The organism is Listeria costaricensis (assembly GCF_900183385.1).
Taxonomy (GTDB): domain Bacteria; phylum Bacillota; class Bacilli; order Lactobacillales; family Listeriaceae; genus Listeria; species Listeria costaricensis.
Genome location: NZ_FXUT01000022.1, coordinates 12,319 through 33,527, shown reverse-complemented (window position 1 = coordinate 33,527; position 21,209 = coordinate 12,319). Strand labels below are relative to the sequence as shown.

General features: G+C 42.2%; 23 protein-coding genes. 17 read left to right on the top strand and 6 right to left on the bottom strand.

Translation table 11 applies throughout. From position 1 onward, the window contains the following. Positions 1-87 precede the first annotated feature (87 nt). From CS921_RS13235 to CS921_RS13215, 5 genes are all read left to right on the top strand, one after another. Positions 88-2,628, top strand: coding sequence for a GH39 family glycosyl hydrolase (locus CS921_RS13235; protein ID WP_099224660.1), 2,541 nt, complete (start codon positions 88-90; stop codon positions 2,626-2,628). Between the two features lie 397 nt (positions 2,629-3,025). Further along, complete coding sequence (locus tag CS921_RS13230) at positions 3,026-3,472, top strand: DUF4064 domain-containing protein (protein WP_205527788.1); 447 nt, start codon at positions 3,026-3,028, stop codon at positions 3,470-3,472. Further along, a complete protein-coding gene (locus CS921_RS13225; RefSeq protein WP_099224658.1) occupies positions 3,463-3,846 on the top strand; it encodes a peptidase in 384 nt (127 codons plus the stop codon). The genes CS921_RS13230 and CS921_RS13225 overlap by 10 nt, the downstream gene beginning before the upstream one ends. A 93-nt stretch (positions 3,847-3,939) precedes the next feature. Further along, positions 3,940-4,947 (top strand): inorganic phosphate transporter, encoded by a 1,008-nt coding sequence (locus CS921_RS13220; protein ID WP_099224656.1) that lies wholly within the window; start codon positions 3,940-3,942, stop codon positions 4,945-4,947. 96 nt (positions 4,948-5,043) lie between these two features. Continuing rightward, positions 5,044-5,427 carry a DUF1149 family protein gene (locus CS921_RS13215; protein ID WP_099224654.1) on the top strand — a complete coding sequence of 128 codons (384 nt, stop codon included), beginning with the start codon at positions 5,044-5,046 and terminating at the stop codon, positions 5,425-5,427. Positions 5,428-5,495: 68 nt separating this feature from the next. Here the strand turns inward: CS921_RS13215 and CS921_RS13210 are convergent, their stop codons facing one another. Next, positions 5,496-5,720, bottom strand: a complete 225-nt coding sequence (locus tag CS921_RS13210; protein WP_099224652.1) for a hypothetical protein — start codon at positions 5,718-5,720, stop codon at positions 5,496-5,498. Positions 5,721-5,850: 130 nt separating this feature from the next. Here CS921_RS13210 and CS921_RS13205 point away from each other — a divergent pair, with 130 nt between their 5' ends. From CS921_RS13205 to CS921_RS13185, 5 genes are all read left to right on the top strand, one after another. Next, a complete protein-coding gene (locus CS921_RS13205) occupies positions 5,851-6,072 on the top strand; it encodes a hypothetical protein (RefSeq protein ID WP_099224650.1) in 222 nt (73 codons plus the stop codon). A 14-nt stretch (positions 6,073-6,086) separates the two neighbouring features. Then, complete coding sequence (locus CS921_RS13200; RefSeq protein WP_099224648.1) at positions 6,087-6,896, top strand: ZIP family metal transporter; 810 nt, start codon at positions 6,087-6,089, stop codon at positions 6,894-6,896. Between the two features lie 917 nt (positions 6,897-7,813). Beyond that, entirely contained in the window at positions 7,814-9,412 is a 1,599-nt protein-coding gene (locus CS921_RS13195) for an ArnT family glycosyltransferase (RefSeq protein ID WP_099224646.1), read from the top strand. 114 nt (positions 9,413-9,526) lie between these two features. Continuing rightward, entirely contained in the window at positions 9,527-10,270 is a 744-nt protein-coding gene (locus tag CS921_RS13190; RefSeq protein WP_099224681.1) for a tRNA 2-thiocytidine biosynthesis TtcA family protein, read from the top strand. Positions 10,271-10,367: 97 nt separating this feature from the next. Beyond that, positions 10,368-11,765: a polysaccharide deacetylase family protein gene (locus tag CS921_RS13185; protein WP_099224644.1), complete on the top strand. Its 1,398-nt coding sequence runs from the start codon at positions 10,368-10,370 to the stop codon at positions 11,763-11,765. Positions 11,766-11,820: 55 nt separating this feature from the next. On the opposite strand, the gene CS921_RS13180 is transcribed toward CS921_RS13185, so the two are convergent. Then, on the bottom strand, positions 11,821-13,083 hold the full coding sequence (locus tag CS921_RS13180) for a module of peptide synthetase (RefSeq protein WP_099224642.1): 1,263 nt from the start codon (positions 13,081-13,083) through the stop codon (positions 11,821-11,823). Positions 13,084-13,264: 181 nt separating this feature from the next. Here CS921_RS13180 and CS921_RS13175 point away from each other — a divergent pair, with 181 nt between their 5' ends. From CS921_RS13175 to CS921_RS13160, 4 genes are read left to right on the top strand one after another with little or no spacing between them, the layout of a single operon-like run. Beyond that, positions 13,265-13,558 carry a PadR family transcriptional regulator gene (locus CS921_RS13175; protein WP_240422366.1) on the top strand — a complete coding sequence of 98 codons (294 nt, stop codon included), beginning with the start codon at positions 13,265-13,267 and terminating at the stop codon, positions 13,556-13,558. Between the two features lie 7 nt (positions 13,559-13,565). Continuing rightward, the gene (locus tag CS921_RS13170) at positions 13,566-13,976 is read left to right on the top strand and encodes a permease prefix domain 1-containing protein (RefSeq protein WP_099224640.1); all 411 of its coding nucleotides are present in this window, start codon (positions 13,566-13,568) and stop codon (positions 13,974-13,976) included. Between the two features lies 1 nt (position 13,977). Then, positions 13,978-14,766, top strand: a complete 789-nt coding sequence (locus CS921_RS13165) for a hypothetical protein (RefSeq protein WP_099224638.1) — start codon at positions 13,978-13,980, stop codon at positions 14,764-14,766. Between the two features lie 49 nt (positions 14,767-14,815). After that, positions 14,816-15,316 (top strand): VanZ family protein, encoded by a 501-nt coding sequence (locus CS921_RS13160; protein WP_099224636.1) that lies wholly within the window; start codon positions 14,816-14,818, stop codon positions 15,314-15,316. Between the two features lie 25 nt (positions 15,317-15,341). Here the strand turns inward: CS921_RS13160 and pbp4 are convergent, their stop codons facing one another. After that, positions 15,342-17,369: a penicillin-binding protein PBP4(5) gene (pbp4, locus tag CS921_RS13155; protein ID WP_099224677.1), complete on the bottom strand. Its 2,028-nt coding sequence runs from the start codon at positions 17,367-17,369 to the stop codon at positions 15,342-15,344. Between the two features lie 219 nt (positions 17,370-17,588). On the opposite strand from pbp4, the gene CS921_RS13150 reads away from it, so the two are divergent. The 3 genes from CS921_RS13150 (at position 17,589) to CS921_RS13140 (ending at position 19,622) form a co-directional block, all read left to right on the top strand. After that, the gene (locus CS921_RS13150; protein ID WP_240422365.1) at positions 17,589-17,906 is read left to right on the top strand and encodes a hypothetical protein; all 318 of its coding nucleotides are present in this window, start codon (positions 17,589-17,591) and stop codon (positions 17,904-17,906) included. 165 nt (positions 17,907-18,071) lie between these two features. Continuing rightward, positions 18,072-19,001 (top strand): LCP family protein, encoded by a 930-nt coding sequence (locus CS921_RS13145; RefSeq protein WP_099224632.1) that lies wholly within the window; start codon positions 18,072-18,074, stop codon positions 18,999-19,001. A gap of 138 nt (positions 19,002-19,139) precedes the next feature. Then, positions 19,140-19,622 carry an SRPBCC family protein gene (locus tag CS921_RS13140; RefSeq protein WP_162921773.1) on the top strand — a complete coding sequence of 161 codons (483 nt, stop codon included), beginning with the start codon at positions 19,140-19,142 and terminating at the stop codon, positions 19,620-19,622. Between the two features lie 46 nt (positions 19,623-19,668). Here CS921_RS13140 and CS921_RS13135 read toward each other — a convergent pair whose 3' ends face one another. Genes CS921_RS13135 through CS921_RS13125 form a run of 3 tightly spaced genes read right to left on the bottom strand, consistent with a single transcriptional unit; the run spans position 19,669 to position 21,133 of the window. After that, positions 19,669-20,157, bottom strand: coding sequence for a hypothetical protein (locus CS921_RS13135; protein ID WP_099224628.1), 489 nt, complete (start codon positions 20,155-20,157; stop codon positions 19,669-19,671). Next, on the bottom strand, positions 20,154-20,567 hold the full coding sequence (locus tag CS921_RS13130; RefSeq protein WP_162921772.1) for an anti-sigma factor family protein: 414 nt from the start codon (positions 20,565-20,567) through the stop codon (positions 20,154-20,156). The genes CS921_RS13135 and CS921_RS13130 overlap by 4 nt, the downstream gene beginning before the upstream one ends. A gap of 23 nt (positions 20,568-20,590) precedes the next feature. Next, on the bottom strand, positions 20,591-21,133 hold the full coding sequence (locus CS921_RS13125) for an RNA polymerase sigma factor (RefSeq protein ID WP_099224624.1): 543 nt from the start codon (positions 21,131-21,133) through the stop codon (positions 20,591-20,593). Positions 21,134-21,209 lie beyond the last annotated feature (76 nt).

The window sequence follows — 21,209 nt, the reverse complement described above, 5'->3', positions numbered from 1 at the left end:
CCGTATGAAAATAAATATGACAGAAAATTCTTTCATCAAACAAAAGGATAAAGCGTTTTCTTAACGGGACATGTTGACTATGTTACAATGAAACTATCAATTTATCGCGAGGTGACAAACTTGATTCGCTCTTATGAACTGATTGAACCTGATGCTGGTTTGCCGTTCCGTCTATTGGTCCATCACTTAATGTTTGTAACTAACCACTGGCACGATTGTATTGAACTGATTTTTGTTCTGGAAGGAAGCGTAACGGTCTATTTAAATAATGAGGAAATCGAGCTTTGCGAGAATGATTTATATTTAATTAATGCGAGACAGGTCCATGCGCTACAAAGTAAGGAAAATAACACCTTGCTTGTTTTGCAGTTGCCGACAGAATATTTAAGCGAGCAGCTGCCGGAGATTGAGCAGTATTCATTTGACTGTTGCTCAACCAGATTCTCTCAGCGTGATCAAAAGCCGTTTGATGTTTTGCGGATTATCATTGCTAAGATGTTTCAGGAAATTTGCCTAGAACGCGCGCACAGTCAATTATTTTTAAAAAGTCAGTACTATGAATTGCTGGACGTCTTGATGCGTTATTTTTCTGTTCATGAAAAGAGGCAAGATACATCAGCCGAGGCTAGGAAACTGGAGCGCTTGACTGAGATTATGGATTTCATTCGTGAGCAGTATGCGAGTCCGCTGACATTGACGGATGTTGCGAAACAAGTCTATTTGTCACCAACCTACCTATCAAAATTTATCCAGCAGCACCTCGGAATGACCTTCAAGCAGTATCTGAATTTAATTCGCATGAACGCGGCTGTGAAGGATTTGATGACGACTGACTTTACAGTGGCTACGATTGCGCTTCAAAATGGTTTTTCGAGTGAATCTTCTTTTACAAGGCTGTTTCGTGAATTTTACGGGATGCCGCCCGGGGAATATCGGCGAAAAAACGGCGGTTCTAAAAAATTACTTTTAAGCAATGATGGTTGGAAAAAAGAATATGTTTCGATTAATCACAAGCAAATTTTCCAAAAGTTGTCCCGCTTTTTAGAGATGAATAAAGAAGTGGCAAGACTTCCAGAGGCGCTTTCTGTAGCTGAATCGAGCGAGATGGTTCTGATCAAAACAAGTAAGGCGGGGAAAAAACGCGATATGTCCTATAAAAAACTAATGACGGTCAGTCGGGCGAAGGAACTGCTTCTGGCGCGGATTCAGACTGATTTACGGGATCTGCAGCGGGATGTTGGCTTTGAGTATCTGCGTTTTCATGATATTTTTGCGGATGAGCTGCATGTCTATGATGAGGATATGGATGATGAACCGATTTATAATTTCACCTATGTCGATATGATTGTTGATTTTTTACTGGAAATCGATTTGAAGCCGTTTTTTGAAATCGGATTCATGCCGGGGAAATTAGCTTCAAAACCAGAAACGCTTTTTTATGAAGAAAGTAACATTTCCCAACCAAAGAGTGAGGAAAAATGGTGCGGACTTGTGGAAGCCTTCATGCAGCATTTAGTCGATCGTTACGGGGTAAAGGCGATTTCCGAATGGTACTTTGAAATCTGGAACGAACCGGATATCTTTTTATTTTGGCGGGAAAGTCCGCAGCTTTTCTATCCGTTCTATGAAAAAACTTTTCAGACGATGCGGGCAGTCTGTCCGACGGCTCGAATCGGCACGCCGGGGATATTCTCGTTGCCGGGAGGGGAAAATGATACTTTCTTGAAAGAGTTCAGCACCTATCTTTTGGCGCATGACTTGCGGCCGGACTTTATTTCTGTTCATGTTTATTACAACAATCAGATTCCGCTTAATTATCAGATATCCCTGTCAGAGGCGCAAAAATTTTACATCAGCAGTGACCCGACTTACTTGGATAAATCCATCCAGCATCTTAAAATGATTTTTCATGAATTTTCTGATTGTGAGTGGCATATGACCGAGTGGAACAGTACCTTCAGCCATTCTGAACCAACGAATGACACGGCTTTTAAGGCGCCATTTATCATCAAGACGATTTTGGAGAATCAGCATCAGCTTGACAGTTTCGGCTATTGGTTGTTTAGTGATTTGCACGGCGAATATTCTGCGCCTAAACAAGAGTTTCATGGCGGAATGGGGCTTGTGTCACGAAGCGGTCTGAAAAAACCGGGTTATTATGCGTATCAATTTTTGAACCAATTGGGCAATCGGATTTTGGCGCAAGGGGAAGGGTATGTTGTGACCAAAAGTGGAACGCATCAGTATCAAATTTTGACCTATCATTATCAACATTTTCAAAATTTGTATGCGAAAGAGGGCGGGACGACCAGTGCCAATCCGTATGATGCTTTTCCAGAAGAGGTTATCAAGGGACTATCCTTGAAGTTAACGCATCTCAAAGCGGGCAAATATGAGATTAAAGAGCAGGTCTTATCAAAAGAATGCGGTTCTGTGTACGATTTATGGGATGAAACGGTGAAAGAGGTGGGGGAAGGAGAAATATCGGCTGATTTGCTGCGCTATTTAAAAGAAGTCGCGCAACCGAAGCAAGCAATCAAGCAGGTTGATATTCAAGAAAGCATGTTAATTGAGCAGTTCTTGAAACCGCATGAAACGAGATTAGTCGAGATTAGATGGCTACGATAAGGTGAAAACGGTGACAGGTGTTACAACCTCCAAAAAGTAGATTTTCAGATCTGTTTTGGGGAGGTGGTTCACCGGGCACCGTTTTTTTATAGCCTGACGGGCGATTGGATAGTGGGGAAGCTGAATTTTTCTAAGTGCTGCAGGCTCATTTTTAATGGTTGGTGAAGTTTTTCATGCGTGAAAGGGAGAAGGGGAAGTTTTTGACCCATTAGAATAGTATTTCGATGGAGAGGGGAACGGGTGAATCGTTTGAAAAGCAGAATGAATAGCGCGGAAATTTTGAGTTGCAGCTAAAATTGACTAAAAATTATCGAATTCTCTCTTTTTTTTAACAAAAGTAGTCCAAAACATGCTACACTTAAAATAAGCATGAATTTTATTGGACAGGAGGGACGAAATGAACAGACAGGCGGAATTTATTCTTGCACTGATTGGTGCAATTTTTAATACTTTTGCTGCACTTCTTGTATTCTTTTACGTGGCAATGATTGGGATTGGCGTTTTAGTAAGCACGGCAGATTCATATTCATATTTTCTTCCAGAGGATTATATTTTCATGGGAATCGGTTTGATTTTCTTTGTGATTATCGGACTCGTTATTGCCGCAGGGACGATTTTTGGCTATATTGCCGCATTTAAAATCAAGGCAGATTCACCAAAAGTTAAAACCTTTGGCATTGTTTTGATTGTTTTTGGCGGACTTCAAATTCTCAGCATTCAAGGGATTCTGTATTTAGTTGCCGGAATTTTAACTTTAACACATAAGCCTGAAACACCGGTTGATTCCAGTGTACAACAAGAAACACATTTCGAACATGAAGGAGATGAATCAAAATGGGTATAATGATGTTTTCGATGATTTTTATGATTTTTGCTGGCCTGCTTTCACTAGCTGCTAGAGCGGTTATGGCGATCTGGATTTACCGAGATGCTGAAAACCGTGGCATGAGTGGAATTATGTGGTGTCTGCTGACCATTTTCACAAGTGTCATCATTGTTTTCATTATCTATATGCTGGTAAAAAAACCAAGCTTTGAACCTGGAAACGGGAAAGGTCTCATGATTACTGGGATTGTGCTGACAGCCGTTTCGTTTATTTTGACGATTGTGATGTTTTTCATGATGATTTTTGGGATGGTATCCATGGATTCCTACTACTATGACTATGATTACGACATGCATGACAACATGATGGAAGACTATAATTATGACTTTTAACTAAGGCATATCTGCGAGCATAGTTTCGCAGATATGTTTTTTGTTTGCCCGAAAAAGGGTAAAGTGTGGATGGTTGGAAAAGGAGCTGCCAATATGGATATGGTTATTTTAGTCACCCTGCTGATTGTAATCGTAGGGCTGGCGTTTGATTTTATTAATGGATTTCATGATATTGCCAATGCTGTTGCGACCTGCATCTCGACAAGAGCTTTGAAGCCGCGCGTGGCTATTTTGATGGCAGCCGTCATGAATTTTTTAGGAGCAATTTCATTTACGGGAGTGGCTGAGGCTTTGACGAAAGATATCGTTGACCCGTTTGCGCTCGACCATGGGGAATTTGTGGTTCTTTGCGGTCTGGTTGCGGCGGTTATTTGGAATCTGATGACATGGGTGATCGGGATGCCGAGCAGTTCCTCACATGCTTTGATTGGAGCAATCGCTGGGGCATCCGTTGCATCGGCTGGGCATTTTAGTGTGCTAAATTATTCCGGCTTTACAACGATTATTATTGCGTTGATTATTTCGCCGATTATTGGTTTTGGCGTGGGGTTCAGTATTTATTCGTTATTTAAATGGCTTTTTAGGAATAAAAAACGGGTGAAAACCAATCGGCAATTCAGATTGGCGCAAATCGGTACAGCGGCCTTGCAAGCCTATGCACATGGCACGAATGATGCGCAAAAAACGATGGGTGTGATCACACTAGCGCTGATTGCAAGTGGATTTTTGAAAGAAACGGCTGGCGTGCCTTTCTGGGTGCAATTCCTTTGTGCGCTTTCAATGGCGGTGGGGTCATCGGTCGGTGGGTACCGGATCATCAAAACGGTGGGCACCAAGATCATGCGCATTGAGCCGGTGACAGGTGTGGCTGCTGATATCAGCTCGCTTTCAGTAATTATGACAGCAACACTCATCCATTTGCCGGTCAGCACGACGCAGGTGATTGACAGCTCGATTATGGGGGTTGGAACGGCCAATCATAAAAAAGAGGTCAACTGGCGTACGGGGAAAAATATGCTGTTGACATGGCTGATCACCTTGCCGTCAGCTGCGATTCTGGCTGCGATCGTGTATGAACTTTCGGCGGCTGTTTTTCTCTAAGCAGCGACTACTTTCATAGAAATATAACTGGTCTCGGGCTGTTTTATCAGGTACAATAAAGAGGCAGTAAAGACTAAAGATAAAGGATGCGATTTTGTGGAAGTCAAGGTCAATCAAATCATCGTAGAAAAATTTAATTTTGAAACACATCTGGAGGCGCCAAAAGAGGTTCAGCCGACGATTCGAGTTGATATAAATGAAGTCGAACCAACTGAGGAAAATCAATCGATTATGAAAGACGGGAAGATTTACAAAGTGGAAGTTCCTTTCGAGCTCATCCTGCCGCGTTTTAAAATCGACGGAAAAATCAGCCGTCTGGTTCAGGTAGTCGACTTTTTTGGAACAGCAACGGAGATCGATAAAGAGGTCGTGCGGGAACTTTCATCGCCGCTGATTTCCTATATTCGTCGTCTGACTTATGAGGTAACGGAAATTGCGTTTGATGAGCCGGGTGTCGATCTAAACTTTGAGGCAAATTAAGAAAGACCGCTGATTCTTTGAAACATGTGCTAAAAGTGAGCACGGTTCAAGGAGTAGCGGTCTTTTTGTTAGGAATGTTTTTTTGCATGGAGGGCGCTAAAGAGGATGCCCAGAAAAAGTGTAATCAGAAAAATTCCCGTGAGCAGACGGAAAAGTAAATAAAGCGAGCTGTTTTCTGAAAGCGTGCCACTGGGAGCAAATTGAAAGGCGATGGAGCTGATCACTGCCAGAAGAAAGCAACTTCCTGAGATGGTAAAAGCAAGTTTGGCAAGTTCAGCATCGTTTTTGTGCAAAGTAGCTCATCCTTTCGTCTAGAAGTTTTACACGCTTAGTATACGCCATTTGACTGAAATTGAGAAGGGTTGAATAATCGCTTTCATTCAGCTATCATAAGATTAACGAAAAGAGAACGGAGGGGAAATGATGACGGATAAAATGGAATTTGAAAAAGTCGATCAGGAAAAAGTAGCGCAAGTTGGCGAGAAAATTGGTCGAGAAGTTGGGGAAGTTGCAGGAAAAGCCGGTGAAGTGGTAGGGGATGTTGCCAAGATTGCGGCATATGGTTCCGTCCAGCTGGCGAAAATTGCTGTGTTGACAACCGGTTCATTTGCGAAAGGCCTCAAACGCGGCTTTAAAAATAAATAAAAGGGAGATTACAATTGTTAGACTATTTGGCGAGTTTAAATCCAGTGCTGCTTGCGCTTTTTGCCGGGATCTTCACATGGGGATGTACGGCGCTTGGAGCGGCACTGGTTTTCTTTTTCAAAAATTTAAACCAGCGTATGGCAAATGTCATGCTGGGATTTGCGGCAGGTGTCATGCTTGCAGCAAGCTTCTGGTCACTGCTTAGTCCCGCGATTGAGATGAGCAGTGGCATGGGGCGTTTTTCATTTATACCGGCACTTGTCGGATTTATTTTAGGCGGCGTGTTTTTGCGTCTGGTCGACCGTTTGATCCCCCATCTGCATCTAGGCTTTCCAGAGCAGGAAAAAGAGGGGCCGAAAACCAAGCTGCGCAAAAGTATTCTGCTCGTCCTGTCGATCACGATTCATAATATTCCGGAAGGTGCCGCGGTGGGGGTGGCATTCGGCGCCATTGCATCGGGCAATACGGAACTATTTGTCACAGCATGCGTGCTCGCACTAGGGATTGGCATTCAGAACTTCCCGGAAGGTGCGGCCGTTTCGATTCCACTACGAGGTGAGGGACTCAGCCGGGCCAAGAGCTTTTGGTATGGCCAGCTTTCGGCAGTAGTCGAGCCGATTTTTGCCGTAATTGGGGCGCTGCTGGTGGTTTTTGTGACACCGATTTTGCCGTATGCGTTGGCGTTTGCTGCTGGGGCAATGGTTTTCGTGGTTATTGAAGAGCTCATTCCTGAATCACAGGTGGAAGGCTCGACCGATTTGGCGACAGCCGCAACAATGGTCGGTTTTGCAGTGATGATGGTGCTGGACGTTGCGCTAGGCTGATTTTGTCAAGAAATGATAAAAACGCATAGAAAATTTTCAGAAATATGTTATACTGTACAAGTGAATGTTTTCACAAATGGTAGTCGCCGATTTTTCGGTTAACTATATGAAGGCACAAAAAAAGCTCCCACTTTTTTGTGCCTTTTTGTGTGGATTTACGTATAAGCAATAGTGGATTAATCAAAAATACACTTCTTAAGTGGGAATAAAAAAGAAAAAATATTTTCTAAACATCATTTGTGGAATAATTAATTTAGGCTGTTTTTTGATAATTACATTTCAAATGTTCTTATCAGGTATTATAAAAAATGATAAGAATCTTAGTAGCGAATCATTTATTAACTTAAATGATACTATTCTTTCGGAAACGTTTTTATTAAGATTAATTGTACTATTGACAAGTGTTATATTCTTAAAAAAAATTATTGAAAGACCTTTAAATAAGTTTGCTATTTTATCGGTTATTTCTATATTCTGCTTTTAAACTTCTTCTCGGGCAATTGAAAATATGCAATTGACACAAGGATATTTGTTAAAAGAGAAGCAGAGTAGCCATCAATTAGTTGACGTGAATAATAGGATGAAGTGATTAAAGAGGTTGACAACTGTCGTAATAGTGGTAGGTGTAGAAGTGCTATATTTTTTGACAGGAATACTTGCCTCTGGTTCGGAGGGGGTTAAATAGTAAAGAAACCATAAAGTGTTTAATTATTAGTTCGTCTTACACTAATAATTTGTGTGTGTAACAACTTAAGCGAATGACCGATTAAATGAAAACTTAGCGATTAGGTCTAGAAAAAATACAAATCAAAAAATAATCTTCTAATCAATTGACATTTATATTATAATAAAACAATGTGGAGTGTTGTCCATATGAAAAATAGATAAATGAACGTTGAAAATAAAGGAGAGAAAGAATGGACCAAAGTCGTTTAAAGTTAAAAAGAAGGAGATTCAAAATTTCTCCGCAGTATATCATTCTCTTAGTTTTTAGTCTTATTGCAATGTTGATCTTCTCAAAGTCTTCTCCGTTATATTTTTTTAATGATTGGGTAGATTCCAATGCTTTTTTTACAATGGGAAAAGGTATGGTGCATGGATTAGTCCCTTATCAAGATTTGTTTGAGCAAAAAGGTCCGCTTTTATATTTATTGCATGCAATTGCCTACATAATTAGTCCAACAAGTTTTTTTGGTGTATATATTATAGAAAGTATAAGTTTGAGTATTACTCTCTTTTTGTTTTATAAAATAAGTCGATTATATTTAAACCCCAATGTATCGTTATTAATCACTTTTTTGACACCGGCATTACTTCTTAGCCGGAATTATTTTAAATTTGGAGATAGTGCGGAGGAATTCGCTCTTCCATTTTTAATGGGATTGCTTTACTTGGTTTTTAAGTTATGTAAAGAACGAAATAAGATTCAGATTACACCGATGGAATATTTTATACAAGGCATTTTAATGGGTGCAGTATTCTGGATGAAATATACCTTAATTGGTGCATGGATTATCTTTTTTATCTTTATTGGTTTATACTTACTCATCAAAAAAGATTTTTCAGGATTTTTTAAGGCCGTTTTATACAGCTCTCTTGGTTTTATAGCAATAAGTCTTCCTTGGCTTGTTTATTTTGGTATACATGGGGCTATAGGGGATATGATTAAGGTATATTTCTTATTTAATATGTTTATGTATCCACCAGATATTACAATGATCGGGAAATTCTTTAATAGCTTTGTCATTTTGTTTAATTATTTTAAAAATAATCTTTTGCTGTTTCTGGGTGTAATGATTGGAATGGGCACGGTTCTTTATAGTGATAAGTTAGCTAAAAAAATCCATCTGCGTATGTTACTCTTTTCAATGTTTTTAGGGACAAGTTTTTTTGCTTTTTATGGAGGAAAAACATATATCTATTATGTATTGATTTTGGCACCATTTGCATTGATTGGTATATTGTCCATATTTGTAATACTACAGAAAAAAACAAATATAAAAATGACAAAGCATCATTTTTTCTCGTATTTAACCATTACATTCGTGTTAGGTTTGATGATGACTTTTTTGGTAAACGACAATATTATTTATTCTAAGTTTTTCCCTAATAACGTAACTGTTCAACTCCCTAACAAGGATAATACTACTCCTAACGCCAAGGTACCAGCACAAGTGGAATTTGCTGAAATTATGAATAATAAAAAGGAAAATCCTACTTTACTTAATTACGGAAATATTGACTATGGTTTTTATTTAGAGGCAGGGATAACACCGAATGTTCGTTTCTTTGAAGTAGTGAATATTCCTTATGATGTATATCCAACAAACTTGGATGAACAAAACCGTTATATAAAAGAGAAGAAAGTTGATTTTGTAGTAGTTGGTGGAGATATTAATGATGAAGTTGATGAGATAGGGCCAGAAATTCTTCATGAAAACTATCAACCAATTGCTGTACATGCGCAGCAGAGAGAAAATAGACAAGTGAAATATGTATTGTTTGAGAAAAAATAGTTGAGAAAGCCATCTGCTAATGGAAGATAATTGGTGGATGGTTTTTTATTGAATGTGGGGAATCTTTTCTCTTGTGCTATAATGAACGTGCTAATTTTGAAAGGGGATACGATGATGGCGAGTAAGAAAACAGATAACCGCAAACTTTTCAATCCGGTCATTCATGCGGTGGCAAATTATCAAATGATTCAGCCGGGCGAGCAGGTGGCTGTTGGGTTGTCCGGCGGGAAGGATTCGACAACGCTGCTTTATTTGCTGGATACGATCAATAAGCAGAAGCGGATGGGCTATCATTTTACGATCAAACCGATTATTTTAGATATGGGCATGGAGATGGATTTGGCGCCGCTCGAAGCTTTTTGTGCGGAACTGGGCTATGCGCTCGACATTGTGCCGACGGATATTGCCAAGGTGGTCTTTGATATTCGACAGGAAAAAAATCCTTGCTCGCTTTGTGCCAATCTGCGGCGGGGGATTCTGTACAATCGGGCCCGGGAGCTCGGCTGCACAAAGGTTGCGCTGGGTCACCATTTGGACGATGCGCTGGAAACTTTTTTGATGAATTTTTTGATCCACGGGCGAATGGAAAGCTTTGAACCGAGCAGCTATTTGTCTCGCACGGAAGTCACGCTGATTCGGCCGATGATTTATGCGGAGGAGCAGGAAATTATTCGGTTTGTAGAGCGAATGGCACTGCCAGTCATTCATAATCCATGTCCAGTTGACAAAAAGACCACGCGTGAGGAAATGAAAAAGCTGGTCAATGATTTGTCCGCCTCCTATCCGCTGATTCGACGGAAGTTTTTACAGGCGATGGAAAGTGGAACGGTTGCCAATTTTTGGCGAACAAAAGGATAAGAAATTCAAATTTTTACCTAAAAATGCTAGAAGTTATCACTGAAATCTGTATAATGAGGTTTAGAGGCAGGGGAAGGCCATCTAGAGAGGTGTTAACGTGAAGAAAGGCATTTTACTAGCAGCTCTATCAGTTATTCTTCTTTTGTCGGGCAGTTTTGCAGCACTGAAAATCTATCATCAAAAAGAGTACACTGCATCGATTGAACAAGTAAAAGCTGATGTGAACCAACGGATGCAACAGCAAATCGGCAAAGACCATTACAAAAAAGTATCGAAAAAAATAGGCAAGACAGAAATAGTGGCTTATTTGCCGACAATAAAAGACGAGACGGATCACCAGAATATCGAACAGGAAGTTTTGCATGCGGCAAAAGCTGAACGGGCGTCTTCTAAGAATATGGCAAAAGATGAGCTGATTTTTTATACATTTAAGAAATTTGAAAACGGCAGGCATACATACAGTTACACGCTACATCAGGAAACCTATGCTAAAAAAGATCATCAACTCCGCAAGCAAAAGGATCGTCCAATCGGTAAAAATCTGGTTATGGACGCCGATACGGGAGATTTGCTAAGGCTTTCAGCAGTTGTTCAAAATCGTCCAGATGCGGCGACGGAACTGCGAACAGCCATGCAGGAGACACTCATGGCATCCAAAAAAATTCCGCTTGATCAACTGAGCGTCCTCGAAAAAGTTCAATATCCAACCGATTTACATACGACGAATTTTCGGCTGACAAATGATCAACTGGTAATTCCGGTCGACGTACCTGGTTTTCCAGAACTGCAAGAAGCGGCTGTTCCGCTCGATCATTTTGCAGGCTATATCAATGAAAAATTCTTACCGCAAAATGTGGCGCAAACAGGATCCAATCCGCCTGCCACGGCCAAAAAAATTGCCCTGACTTTTGATGACGGTCCGAATGCCAAAACGACGCCGCAAATTTTAGCCATGCTGGAGAAGTATCATGCAAAGGCGACTTTTTTTGTGGTCGGCAAGGAAGTGCAGAAAAATCCAGGGATCGTTCAAAAAACGCTTGAGGCGGGGCATCAGATCGGGAATCATTCCTGGAACCATCCGCAGTTGACCAAGCTGTCCAAAGAGGAGGTCGCCCAGCAAATCTTGTCCACGCAAATGATCGTTTATGAACAAACCGGGCATTTTCCCGACAGTGTTCGTCCACCTTATGGCGCGGTTAATAAAGAAACGGCTGCCACGATTGGGCTGCCAATCATCCAGTGGAGTGTCGATACGGAGGACTGGAAAATTAAGAATGCGGCGAAGATCACCAATAGTGTTTTGAAACATGCCGATGATGGCGCGATCGTTTTAATGCATGACAGCCACCAGTTTACAGCAGACAGCCTAGAGCAGACGCTGAAAAAACTGCAGGAGCAAGGCTACCAGTTCGTCACAGTGAACGAGCTACTAAACGGGGCACCTGCGATCGGACATCAATATTTTTCCATGACAAACGAGCGGGAAGTAAAATAACACGCGTAGCAAAGCAACCATCTCTATTTTGACGAGAGATGGTTGCTTTTTTTGCTTAAAGCGGGAATTCGTCTATCATATCCGTCAAAAATGCTTCCAGCCACTTCTGATCGTTTGCAGTCGCATGTAAATTGGTTGATAAGGTCAGCTGATTTTTAAAAGTAGTCGCAGCTACCTGAAAATAAGGGGCGTACTTAAGCGAACCGTTCATCAAACAGGTTAGGACTTCACTGTCGCCAAAGTCGAGCCGCTCGTGGTCGATAATGCCAATATTTGTCAGACTGGTGGTCGGAATGTCATAGAGCTTGGCCATCCATTTCTTGAAACTGGGATAGGGAAACACGTGATGAATCATGTCGAGCAGATAGTAAATATGCAGCGGCTTCAAGCTGTCCTTTTGCTCGGCGAATTGTTGATGGACGGTATGAAGCGTTTCTTCAAAAGTTGCATTTTGCTGATCGGGCATTGTGCAGAGCAGGTTGGCGGTGAAATTGGCAATGCCAGCCGGCTTGTTGAGATATTTCCGCAAGTCGAGCGGACAGTCAATATCTATCAGTTCCGCGTCTGTTTTCCGAAAAAGCGTCCGAATAAATGCGGCGAACAGCAGGTCGTTGATCGTGGCACCGCGCTGCTTTGCATAGGCCTTCAAAACGCCAAAAGTGTCAGCAGAAATCGTGCGGGTCAGAATCACAGGGCGCAAATCATCTCCCTCTAGCGGCAAAACAGGATTATTTTGAGCAGTCGCCTCATTTTCCTGCGTATCCGTCATGATTTTCCACTTGTCGAGCAGCTGAAAATGGCCGAAAACTTCTTTCAAGCTGCGCGATCCAGCCGTTTCTTCAATTACAGCCTCCGGATCGGCCAGAAATCGCCGGTAATTCTCCGCCAAATGGTAGAGCAGCTCCTTCATGCCGCCCCCATCTGCCAGCATATGATTCAAAATAAAGACAACATGTTCCGCATCTTGATGTCTGATCACCGTCACGCGAAACTGGGGTCCGTTTTCCGTCGAGAGCTTGCGAACGAGGGCACGCTGAACGGCTGCATCAGGGTCCTCTGTTTCCTCATAAAAAAGAACGTCGGCCGCTGCAAAAACACTTTCCTGCCACCATGCGCCGGAAGTCGTTTCTTTAAAGTGGCTGAACAGTTGCGGTAATACTTTCTCAAGTGACAGGACTGCTTTTTTGAAAGCCACCCAGTCGAGCGGCCTGGACAAGTGCATATAAAAATGAAGATGATGGTCGTTTTTATGGTTTTGGGCAGAAATGTAGTGTTTGATATCTGAACTTTCAGCTGGGAAAATTTGAATTTTTGACATATCATCACCTGTTTTTCTTTTTTCTATCTCATTCCCGAGTCTGATTTTACTCAAACGTCTAAAATTACTTTGACAGATAGAGTAATTAGTGATAAACTGCAACTAGTCAATGAACTCTATCTGATAGAGTAATTTAAAGTTGGAGGTGTTTTTTATCCGCAGCGATATTTTAAGGGGGCATTTGGATTCGATCATTCTGCGTATTCTAGCAGACAACGATTCCTATGGCTATGAGATCTCAAAAGAAATCAGCGAACGGACGGATGGACGCTTTCAAATCAAAGAAGCTACTTTATACGCCGTGTTTCAGCGTTTGGAAAAAAAGGGACTAATTCAAAGCTACTACGGCGATCGCAGCCATGGTGGAAAACGCAAGTATTATAAAGTGACGATGTTAGGAAAAGCATACCTTCGCGAAATGAAAGAAGAATGGCAAGAAATTAAAGAAATCATCGATATATTTTTAGAGGAGTGACGTAGCGTTGAGAAGAATTTATGATTTTGTTGACAAGTTATTTGAAGATGTGCCAAACAGTGAGCGGGCGCAGCTGGTACGAGAAGAAATCATTCTGGACATGGAAGAAAAAGTCTATGATCTGATGGATCAGGGCAAGTCCGAAGAGGATGCGATTAATAAAGTGATGATTGAATTCGGTGACTTTGATGAGATTCGTGAAGAACTTCAGATTGGCGGCAGTAAAAAGCTTGCCTTTGCGAAGTTGAACATGGGCTTTGCGATTTGTGGCAGTCTGCTTTTAATCGCTTTATTTATCTTCATCAACATGTATTATACACCTAACACAATCTGGTTTGTTTACCCAGCGTTTGGGGTCATTTGGTGGCCACTTTCCATGATTTATTACTATTTCCGCAAAAAAGAGGAGTTGAAATAGGATGGATAAAAGTACGAGAGGCTTTCTGCTGGTAAGTGCGATATTTGTGCTCCTTTTCCTAGCCGCAATCAATCTGCTGGTTTTTCCCGATCAGCACTGGGCGCTCTACACATCTTTGCTGCTGCTTTCGCCGTTATACTTTATCCTTGGCGGCGATCGGCATCTAAAATTATACACGGTCATTGCCGCGCTTTTTCTTCTAGCTGTTTTGGCATTCAGCAACTATTTAGAAACGCCCAACTATCCGTGGATCCTTTATGTGATTCCCGCTGTGTGCGCATGGCCGATTGTGATTCTCGGCGGTCGGAAAAGCGGGGCTGTCGGCTATTCGCTTTTTTGGAGCATTCTGCTTGTGCTGAGTTATGTGGCGCTCAACCTTTTCTTTGAGCCGTCATTTCCGTTTAGTATCTTTACGACTTTTGGCATCATGTGGTGGCCGCTTTCAGTCGGACTCGCCAAATATCCGCGTGCTTTCTCGATTGTAGCAGCGTTATGGATGACAACTTTTTTTATTGTTGCTAATTTTGCGACGACTGATACCGTGTGGTGGATCTATCCTGTTTTTGCCATCTGGTTTTGGCCACTTGTGATGCTGCTATTGCCGCGTCATTTAACGACTTTTTCCTTTATAGGCGCCGGACTACTGGCAGTTTTCTTTGTCACCGTCAATATGTTGACAAGCCCGAATGTGATCTGGGCGATTTACCCGATTTTCGCCATTATGTGGTGGCCGCTTGCAGTTTTCTTCTTTGTCTATAAGCGCCGCAAAATAAATCGACCGCTTCTTTGAGGAAGTGATATAATAACAGGTAAATCAAGAGAAGAAAGTGAGTAAAAGTATGAAAAAATGGTTTTGGATTTGCATGGCGGCTGTCTGTCTGATCATGGTCATCCTGTTTTCTTCTTCCTCTGAAACTTATGAGGAGCAAAGTCTGATTCCTGTTTTAGATCGACTACTGGCCGACGAGCCGTTTAAAGAACAGCTTCAATCTATTTCCTTCAACTATGCGGGCAAAGAAATTTCCATTGCAGCAGACGGCTATAGCGGTTTTATTGAGTTTTTTATTCGGAAAGCCGCGCACTTTTTAACCTATTTTGCCATGGGCGGCCTGCTTTATGGCGGTTTTAGAAGCTATTTTGGTTCCAGACGCTGGTGTGTGGCCGTCAGTTTGTTGATTCCGCTACTATTTGCCGCGAGCGATGAATTTCATCAATCGTTTACGGGCGGACGGACACCGCTTGTTCAGGATGTGCTACTAGATTTTATCGGGGCAACCTGTGGCGTCTTTTTGATTAAAGGCCTGATGGGACGACGTAAAAAAACGCGAAAGTCTTGCTAAAAAAAGCAGACTTTCGCGTTTTTCTTTAGTTTTGATACATCATTTCAACGACTGGTTTCAGTTTTTCAATCACAAGGCCACTGCCGCCACGACCTTTTACATTTTCAATCATGCCGACCATCAGATAATTCGGCGTATCTGCATCATAGGCATAGACAAAGCCGTTTTCTTTCCCGTCTTCCCCTTGTTTCAGCTTGAGTTCGGCTGTCCCCGTTTTGGCCGCCACATTGTGTCCGGCGATTTGCAGTCCATGGGCGGTACCGGCGGGGTCAGAAACAGTCTTTTTCAAAGCATCGGAAACTGTTTGAGCGGAAGAGGCTTTTACAGCTTGCTTCGCGTCGCCTTGCTTGGCTCCATCAACAAGTTTTGGATAAGGCATCTGTCCGTTATTGGCAATCGCAGAATAGGCGACCGCTTGTTGTACGGGACTCATGAGTAGCTCACCTTGCCCGTAGGAAGTGTCGGCCAGCAGGATCTCACTATTCAAACCGTCATTTGAAATTTGAGCAGGCTCCATCGTGAATGGCAGATCGAATTCCTCGCCAAAATCAAACTTTTTCAAGCCAGCCTCGAGCTTATCCTTGCCGATTTCAAGCCCTTCCTGTGCAAAGTAGATGTTATCTGAGTAGACAAGTGCATCCACCATATTGACCGGATTTTTCTCATGAACGCGTGTCACAAAATAGTTGCCCCATGAGCTATCCTTTTGCCACTGCAGGCCTTCAATCGAGCGTGTCTTGTCTGGCGTGGTAATGCCATCGTCTAGCCCGATGGCCGCTGTAATCGTTTTAAAAGTCGACCCCGGTGCATAACGAGTGGCATAGCGTGCTAAGAAAGGGGTGCGTTCATCATTGTTATATTTTGCATAGTCCTCCGATGAGATTCCGGCGGTCATTTGATTTGCGTCATAGCTGGGCGTGCTGACAAGTGCCAGCAGTTCGCCATTCTGCGGATTGATCATGGTGACGGCCCCCGTTTCGCTGCCCAAGCTGTCAAAGGCTTTCTTTTGAATTCCGGCATCAAGAGTCAGTTTGACTGTTTGCCCGTCTTGTCGCTCGACTTTCTGAAGGGTTGTTGCATTATTTGTGGCATCATTGACAATCTTGATCTCACCGCCGTTTTGGCCGCGCAGGTCTTTGTCATAGACGCGTTCTAGGCCAGTTTTGCCAATCACGTCACCAACATTTAGAGAAGGATTCTTTTCAATATCTTCCGCACTCACTTCGCCAACATAGCCGATCAGGTGCGCAGCCGCCTCATTAAGCGGATAGGTGCGCAGTTCTTTCTGGGCATATGTCAGGCCGGTCGCTTCGGGCATCACATTATCTAGAATCGTTTTTAAGGGGACAAAGCTGTCGGCCTTGACCCATGCCTGATCAAGCGCTTTGTTGATGTCATCCACTGGAATCGCCAGCTTGTCACTGATTGTCTGAATGTTTTTTGTCTTTTCATCCCCATCGCCAAGTTGCCCGGGTACAACGCCCGCTTCTTTGAATTGCCCAATCGTCGCCAGTGGAATGCCATTTCGGTCCACAATGTCGCCACGTTTAGCTTCGTCAGTCGTCATCCGGACTTTATCATCCTTCACCATTCCGGGAAAAATCAAACTAGGCTTCCAATCAACTTTCATCGTGTCGCCGTCTTTTGAAATCGTGGTTTGATATTTCTGGGTGTTAAGTTTCCCAAGACTTGTTTCCATATTTAAGTCGTAACTAAGCTGATAGTGCCCGTCCTTGTCTTCCGCTGTTTTTAAATTGGAAACTTTAAGGTTTTTGACACCGACTCCATCATAAACAGTTTGATATTTTTCTTGCATAGCCGCTTTTGTAAAGCCAGCATCTTGCAAAGATTTTGCTGTGACGGCACCTCCCAGCTTGTCATATTTTCCCTTCGCCAATAGTTCTGTAAAGGTCTTGCCAGCCGCTTCGGCATCTTTTGCTTCAGACTGGTCGTTTAAGAAGAAATAAGCTACAATGCCTCCCGCAGCTAGGAGAACGATAACTGCAGCAATGATCATCCATCTCGTCCGCTTTTTTGTTGCTGTTTTTCTCATCATAAAAGTCCCTCAACTTTCTTTTTGGATAAATATATTTTTGACGAAAAACGATAATTTATACTCTTATATTGTATCGTTTCGCGTGAGAAATTACGATCTGTTTTTACATTTTTTTCTTTATACATTCATAGTTTCTTCTTATTTTACTGATAACATGGTGATTAACGAAAGGATGATGTGAAAATGGAAGAAAATCAGGAAAAGAAGTCATTGTTTATGAATAAATTACCTGCTAATCGCTGGAAAACTGCGACAATTATTGTCAGTGCTCTGGCCGTTATTATTATTGGCGTTTTAAGTTATGAACTTTATACAGCGAAATCAGCTGCAACAGACATGCAGGGGAATATGCAGCAAAACGGTCAAATGATGCCAGGAAGTAGCGATGGTAGTTCCTCAGATGGAAATGGGCAAATGACGCCGCCTGACGCAAATTCCGGTGCATCGCAGGATGATGGATCAACAGATGACAGTACTTCTAGCGATGAAAGCAGTTCAGATGATCTTTCAACAAGTAGCGATGAATCCCTTTAAAACATTCAATGTACTAAAAATATAATAGCAGATTTTACTGTTTTTAATCCTTTTATTTCAAATCTTTAAAAATTCTTAAATGGTTTTTACTCGGTCTTTTTGTCATTTTATTGTAATATATAATTACTGGGAAACAGTGGTAGTTAAAAATTGAGGTGAAATAAAATGGCAAGACACAAGCGAAAACGAAAGCCCCGTATAGGGCGCATCATTGGCACAATTTTATTAGTACTCGTCTTGGCTATCGCAGGACTTGCGATTTATGAGTATACACAATATCGCTCCAGCTTAAAAGAAGCTCAGGATGCTAGCCAAATGAAAGAATTTGAATTTAATGGCACGAAGCCGAGTGGAGATGTGGTGAATATTCTCTTCATGGGAAGCGATTCTCGCGGCTCAGATCAAGGACGCTCGGATTCACTGATGATTGCAAGTTATAATACAAAAACGAAAACACCGAAACTCATTTCACTAATGCGGGATACATATGTAGATATTCCGGGACATGGCAAGAACAAGATCAATGCTGCCTATTCATATGGTGGACCGGAACTTGTTCGACAAACAGTGAAGGAAAATTTTGGGATTGATTGTAATTATTATGTCGTAGTAAATTTTGAAAGTTTTCCTAAAATCATCGATACTTTAGCGCCAGACGGTATTGAGATCGATGTAAAAGAAGATATGTCGGAAAATATCGATGCAGATATCAAAGCCGGCAAACAAACAATGGACGGCGAGACACTCTTGCAATATGCCCGTTTCCGTCATGACTCAGAAGGCGATTTCGGCCGAGTCCAGCGGCAGCAGCAGGTACTAGAAGCAGTGGAAGAACAGGCACTTACCGCAACGAGTATTTTCAAACTTCCAAGTGTCTTGGGGACAATTCAGGGCTATACATCGACTGATTTGCCGACAGGACTTATTCTCAAAACTGGCATGGACTTTGCTCTAGGCAAAACAAAAGATATTGAAACGATGACCGTGCCAATCGACGGTTCTTGGGAAAATCAATATATTTCAGGTGCTGGATCCGTCCTTCGCATTGATATTGATGCCAATGCACAGGCTGTACAGGATTTTATTAATAAGTAATCGAAGAGGCTTTGGACGAGAAAACATTTTCGTTCAAAGCCTTTTTTGAAGGTTTGTGATAGTCGTAAAACGGGCATCCATAAAATAAATCGAAAGAGAACGGTCGGACATATACAAATCTCTTGTAGAAGGGAAAGAGTGAGTATGCAAATTGAGTGGGCAAAAAATGGAGCGGGCGTACGTTATCAGGCAATCGTCCTTTTAGAGACAGATCTTGCTGCGAGTTGGAGGCTCCTTTCTACAACGGAAGGACTGCGGAGCTGGTTTCCTGAGCTTTCTGTAGCCGAGTTTAAAGTGGGCGGCTCTCTGGCTTTTAATAGCACGAATACAGAACAGATTGCCATGCCGATTTATCAGTTGCAGCAGGAAAGTGAGCTGGGATTTGGCTGGGCGCGGGATCGGGTGCATTTTGCCCTTAGCGAGGAAACGAGGGACGGGACGACAAAGCTGATTTTTACGGAAGAGGTTCAAAACGTGACATCCCATACACCGCGTGATCTGGCCGGCTGGTATATGTGTTTGCAAAGGATGCAACAGGTTTCCAGGGGAGAAGATACGACATTTGATCAGGCGTTATTTGATCGCCTTTTTGAGGAATATCAGGCAAAACTTCAAAAATGATAAAAAGCTTGGAAGCGGCACGTAAGAGGGTGCTGCTTCCAAGCTTTTATTCAGGCCAATTTTCTTTTTCATCGCGTTCACTGCGAATCAGCGCGATGCCAACAATAATGATGATGATGATGGCTAACACCTTGCTGCCATAATTAAAGAGAAAGTCACTGATTTCATAGGGGAAAATGGTGTAGATAAAGTCAGTGAAGAAAGTATTGAAGCCGATTAGAAAGGCAAAAACAATCAGTGCCCAACCAACCCAGCGGCGATGGATTGTGATTATTTCCCAGGGAATAATTGGCCGATCCTCTCGAAAACCGGTATCTTTAATCCAATGATACTGCTTGATGGCATCGAAATAACTGTAAAAATAAATGACCGGAATGAAGATTAACAGGAACCCACCGTAAAGCTGTGAGGAAATGAAAATGGTCCCAAAAAACAGGAGCATCAGCTGTAAACCTCGCGTCATATATTCTAAATAAAAATGTCCAGCGCCGGGCATAAGCGCGAAAAAGTATATCCATTTTCTAGGTGTTCTCATTTTTTAAAATCTCCATCCTTTCGTTCTTCCATATTTTTTTGAAAGCCATTTTTCTTATGTTGAACCACTTGATTGAATTTTTTGGATGTGCTATGAACCGCATTGACTGTTTGATCAGTGAATTGAATAATTTGCATGGGCAGGTTGAATTGTAGAAATAACAGTGCGGCAAGCGCAGCAAAGGAAAGTTGATAATAGAGCTTCTTTTTCTTTCGCCTAGGCAGCGGTGCTCTGGTTCGACGCATAATTTGCTTGGAAAAGTCGACAGGTGCTTCTTTTGTCGGATGCTGCCATTCTAACGTTAATTGCTCGATGAGAGCGGCTTTCTCATGGCATGCTGGGCATTGTGCGAGATGCTTTTCGACTTGCTGGTTGTCTGCATCGGACAGTTCAAACGAAAAATAAGCCATCAATTGTTCTTCTGACAAGCATGTCAATTTCGATCACCTAACCTTTTGTGACGCATCATTTGCTTAGCGCGGTAAAGTCTGGATTCGATCGTTTTGACCGACAAGCCGAGTTCAGCCGCAATTTCCTGATAGCGCCAGTTTTGAAAATAATAATAGTCGATCACAATGCGGTATTTTTCAGGCAGATGGTTCCGATATTCATGTGCCAGCTGCTGCTCTTCATTACGAAGAATGATCTCTTCCGGAGAAGCTGCAGCAGGTGACTCCTCTGATAATTCTGGAGAAAGGATTTCCAGCCGCCGTCCGTTTTTACGTAAACAATCCAGACATTTATTCATTGAGAGCCGGTAAAGCCAGGTGGAAAACTTGGCCTGCTGCTGGAAGCTTCCTAGCGAACGATATACTTGCAAAAAGATTTCCTGCGCAAGATCTTCCGCATCTTTTTCATGATGAACGGATTTGAAAGCGAGTGAAAAAACTTGCTTTTGATAGCGCTCGATTAAGATTTCAAATAATTCGTGTTGTCCGTTGTTGATTTTTTGAATCAGCTGTTCATCACTATCCAAGACTTCACCGCCTTTCTATAAATTTAGACGCTTGGAAAAATAAAAACCCTGCAAGAAATTTTTGTTTTTATTTCTT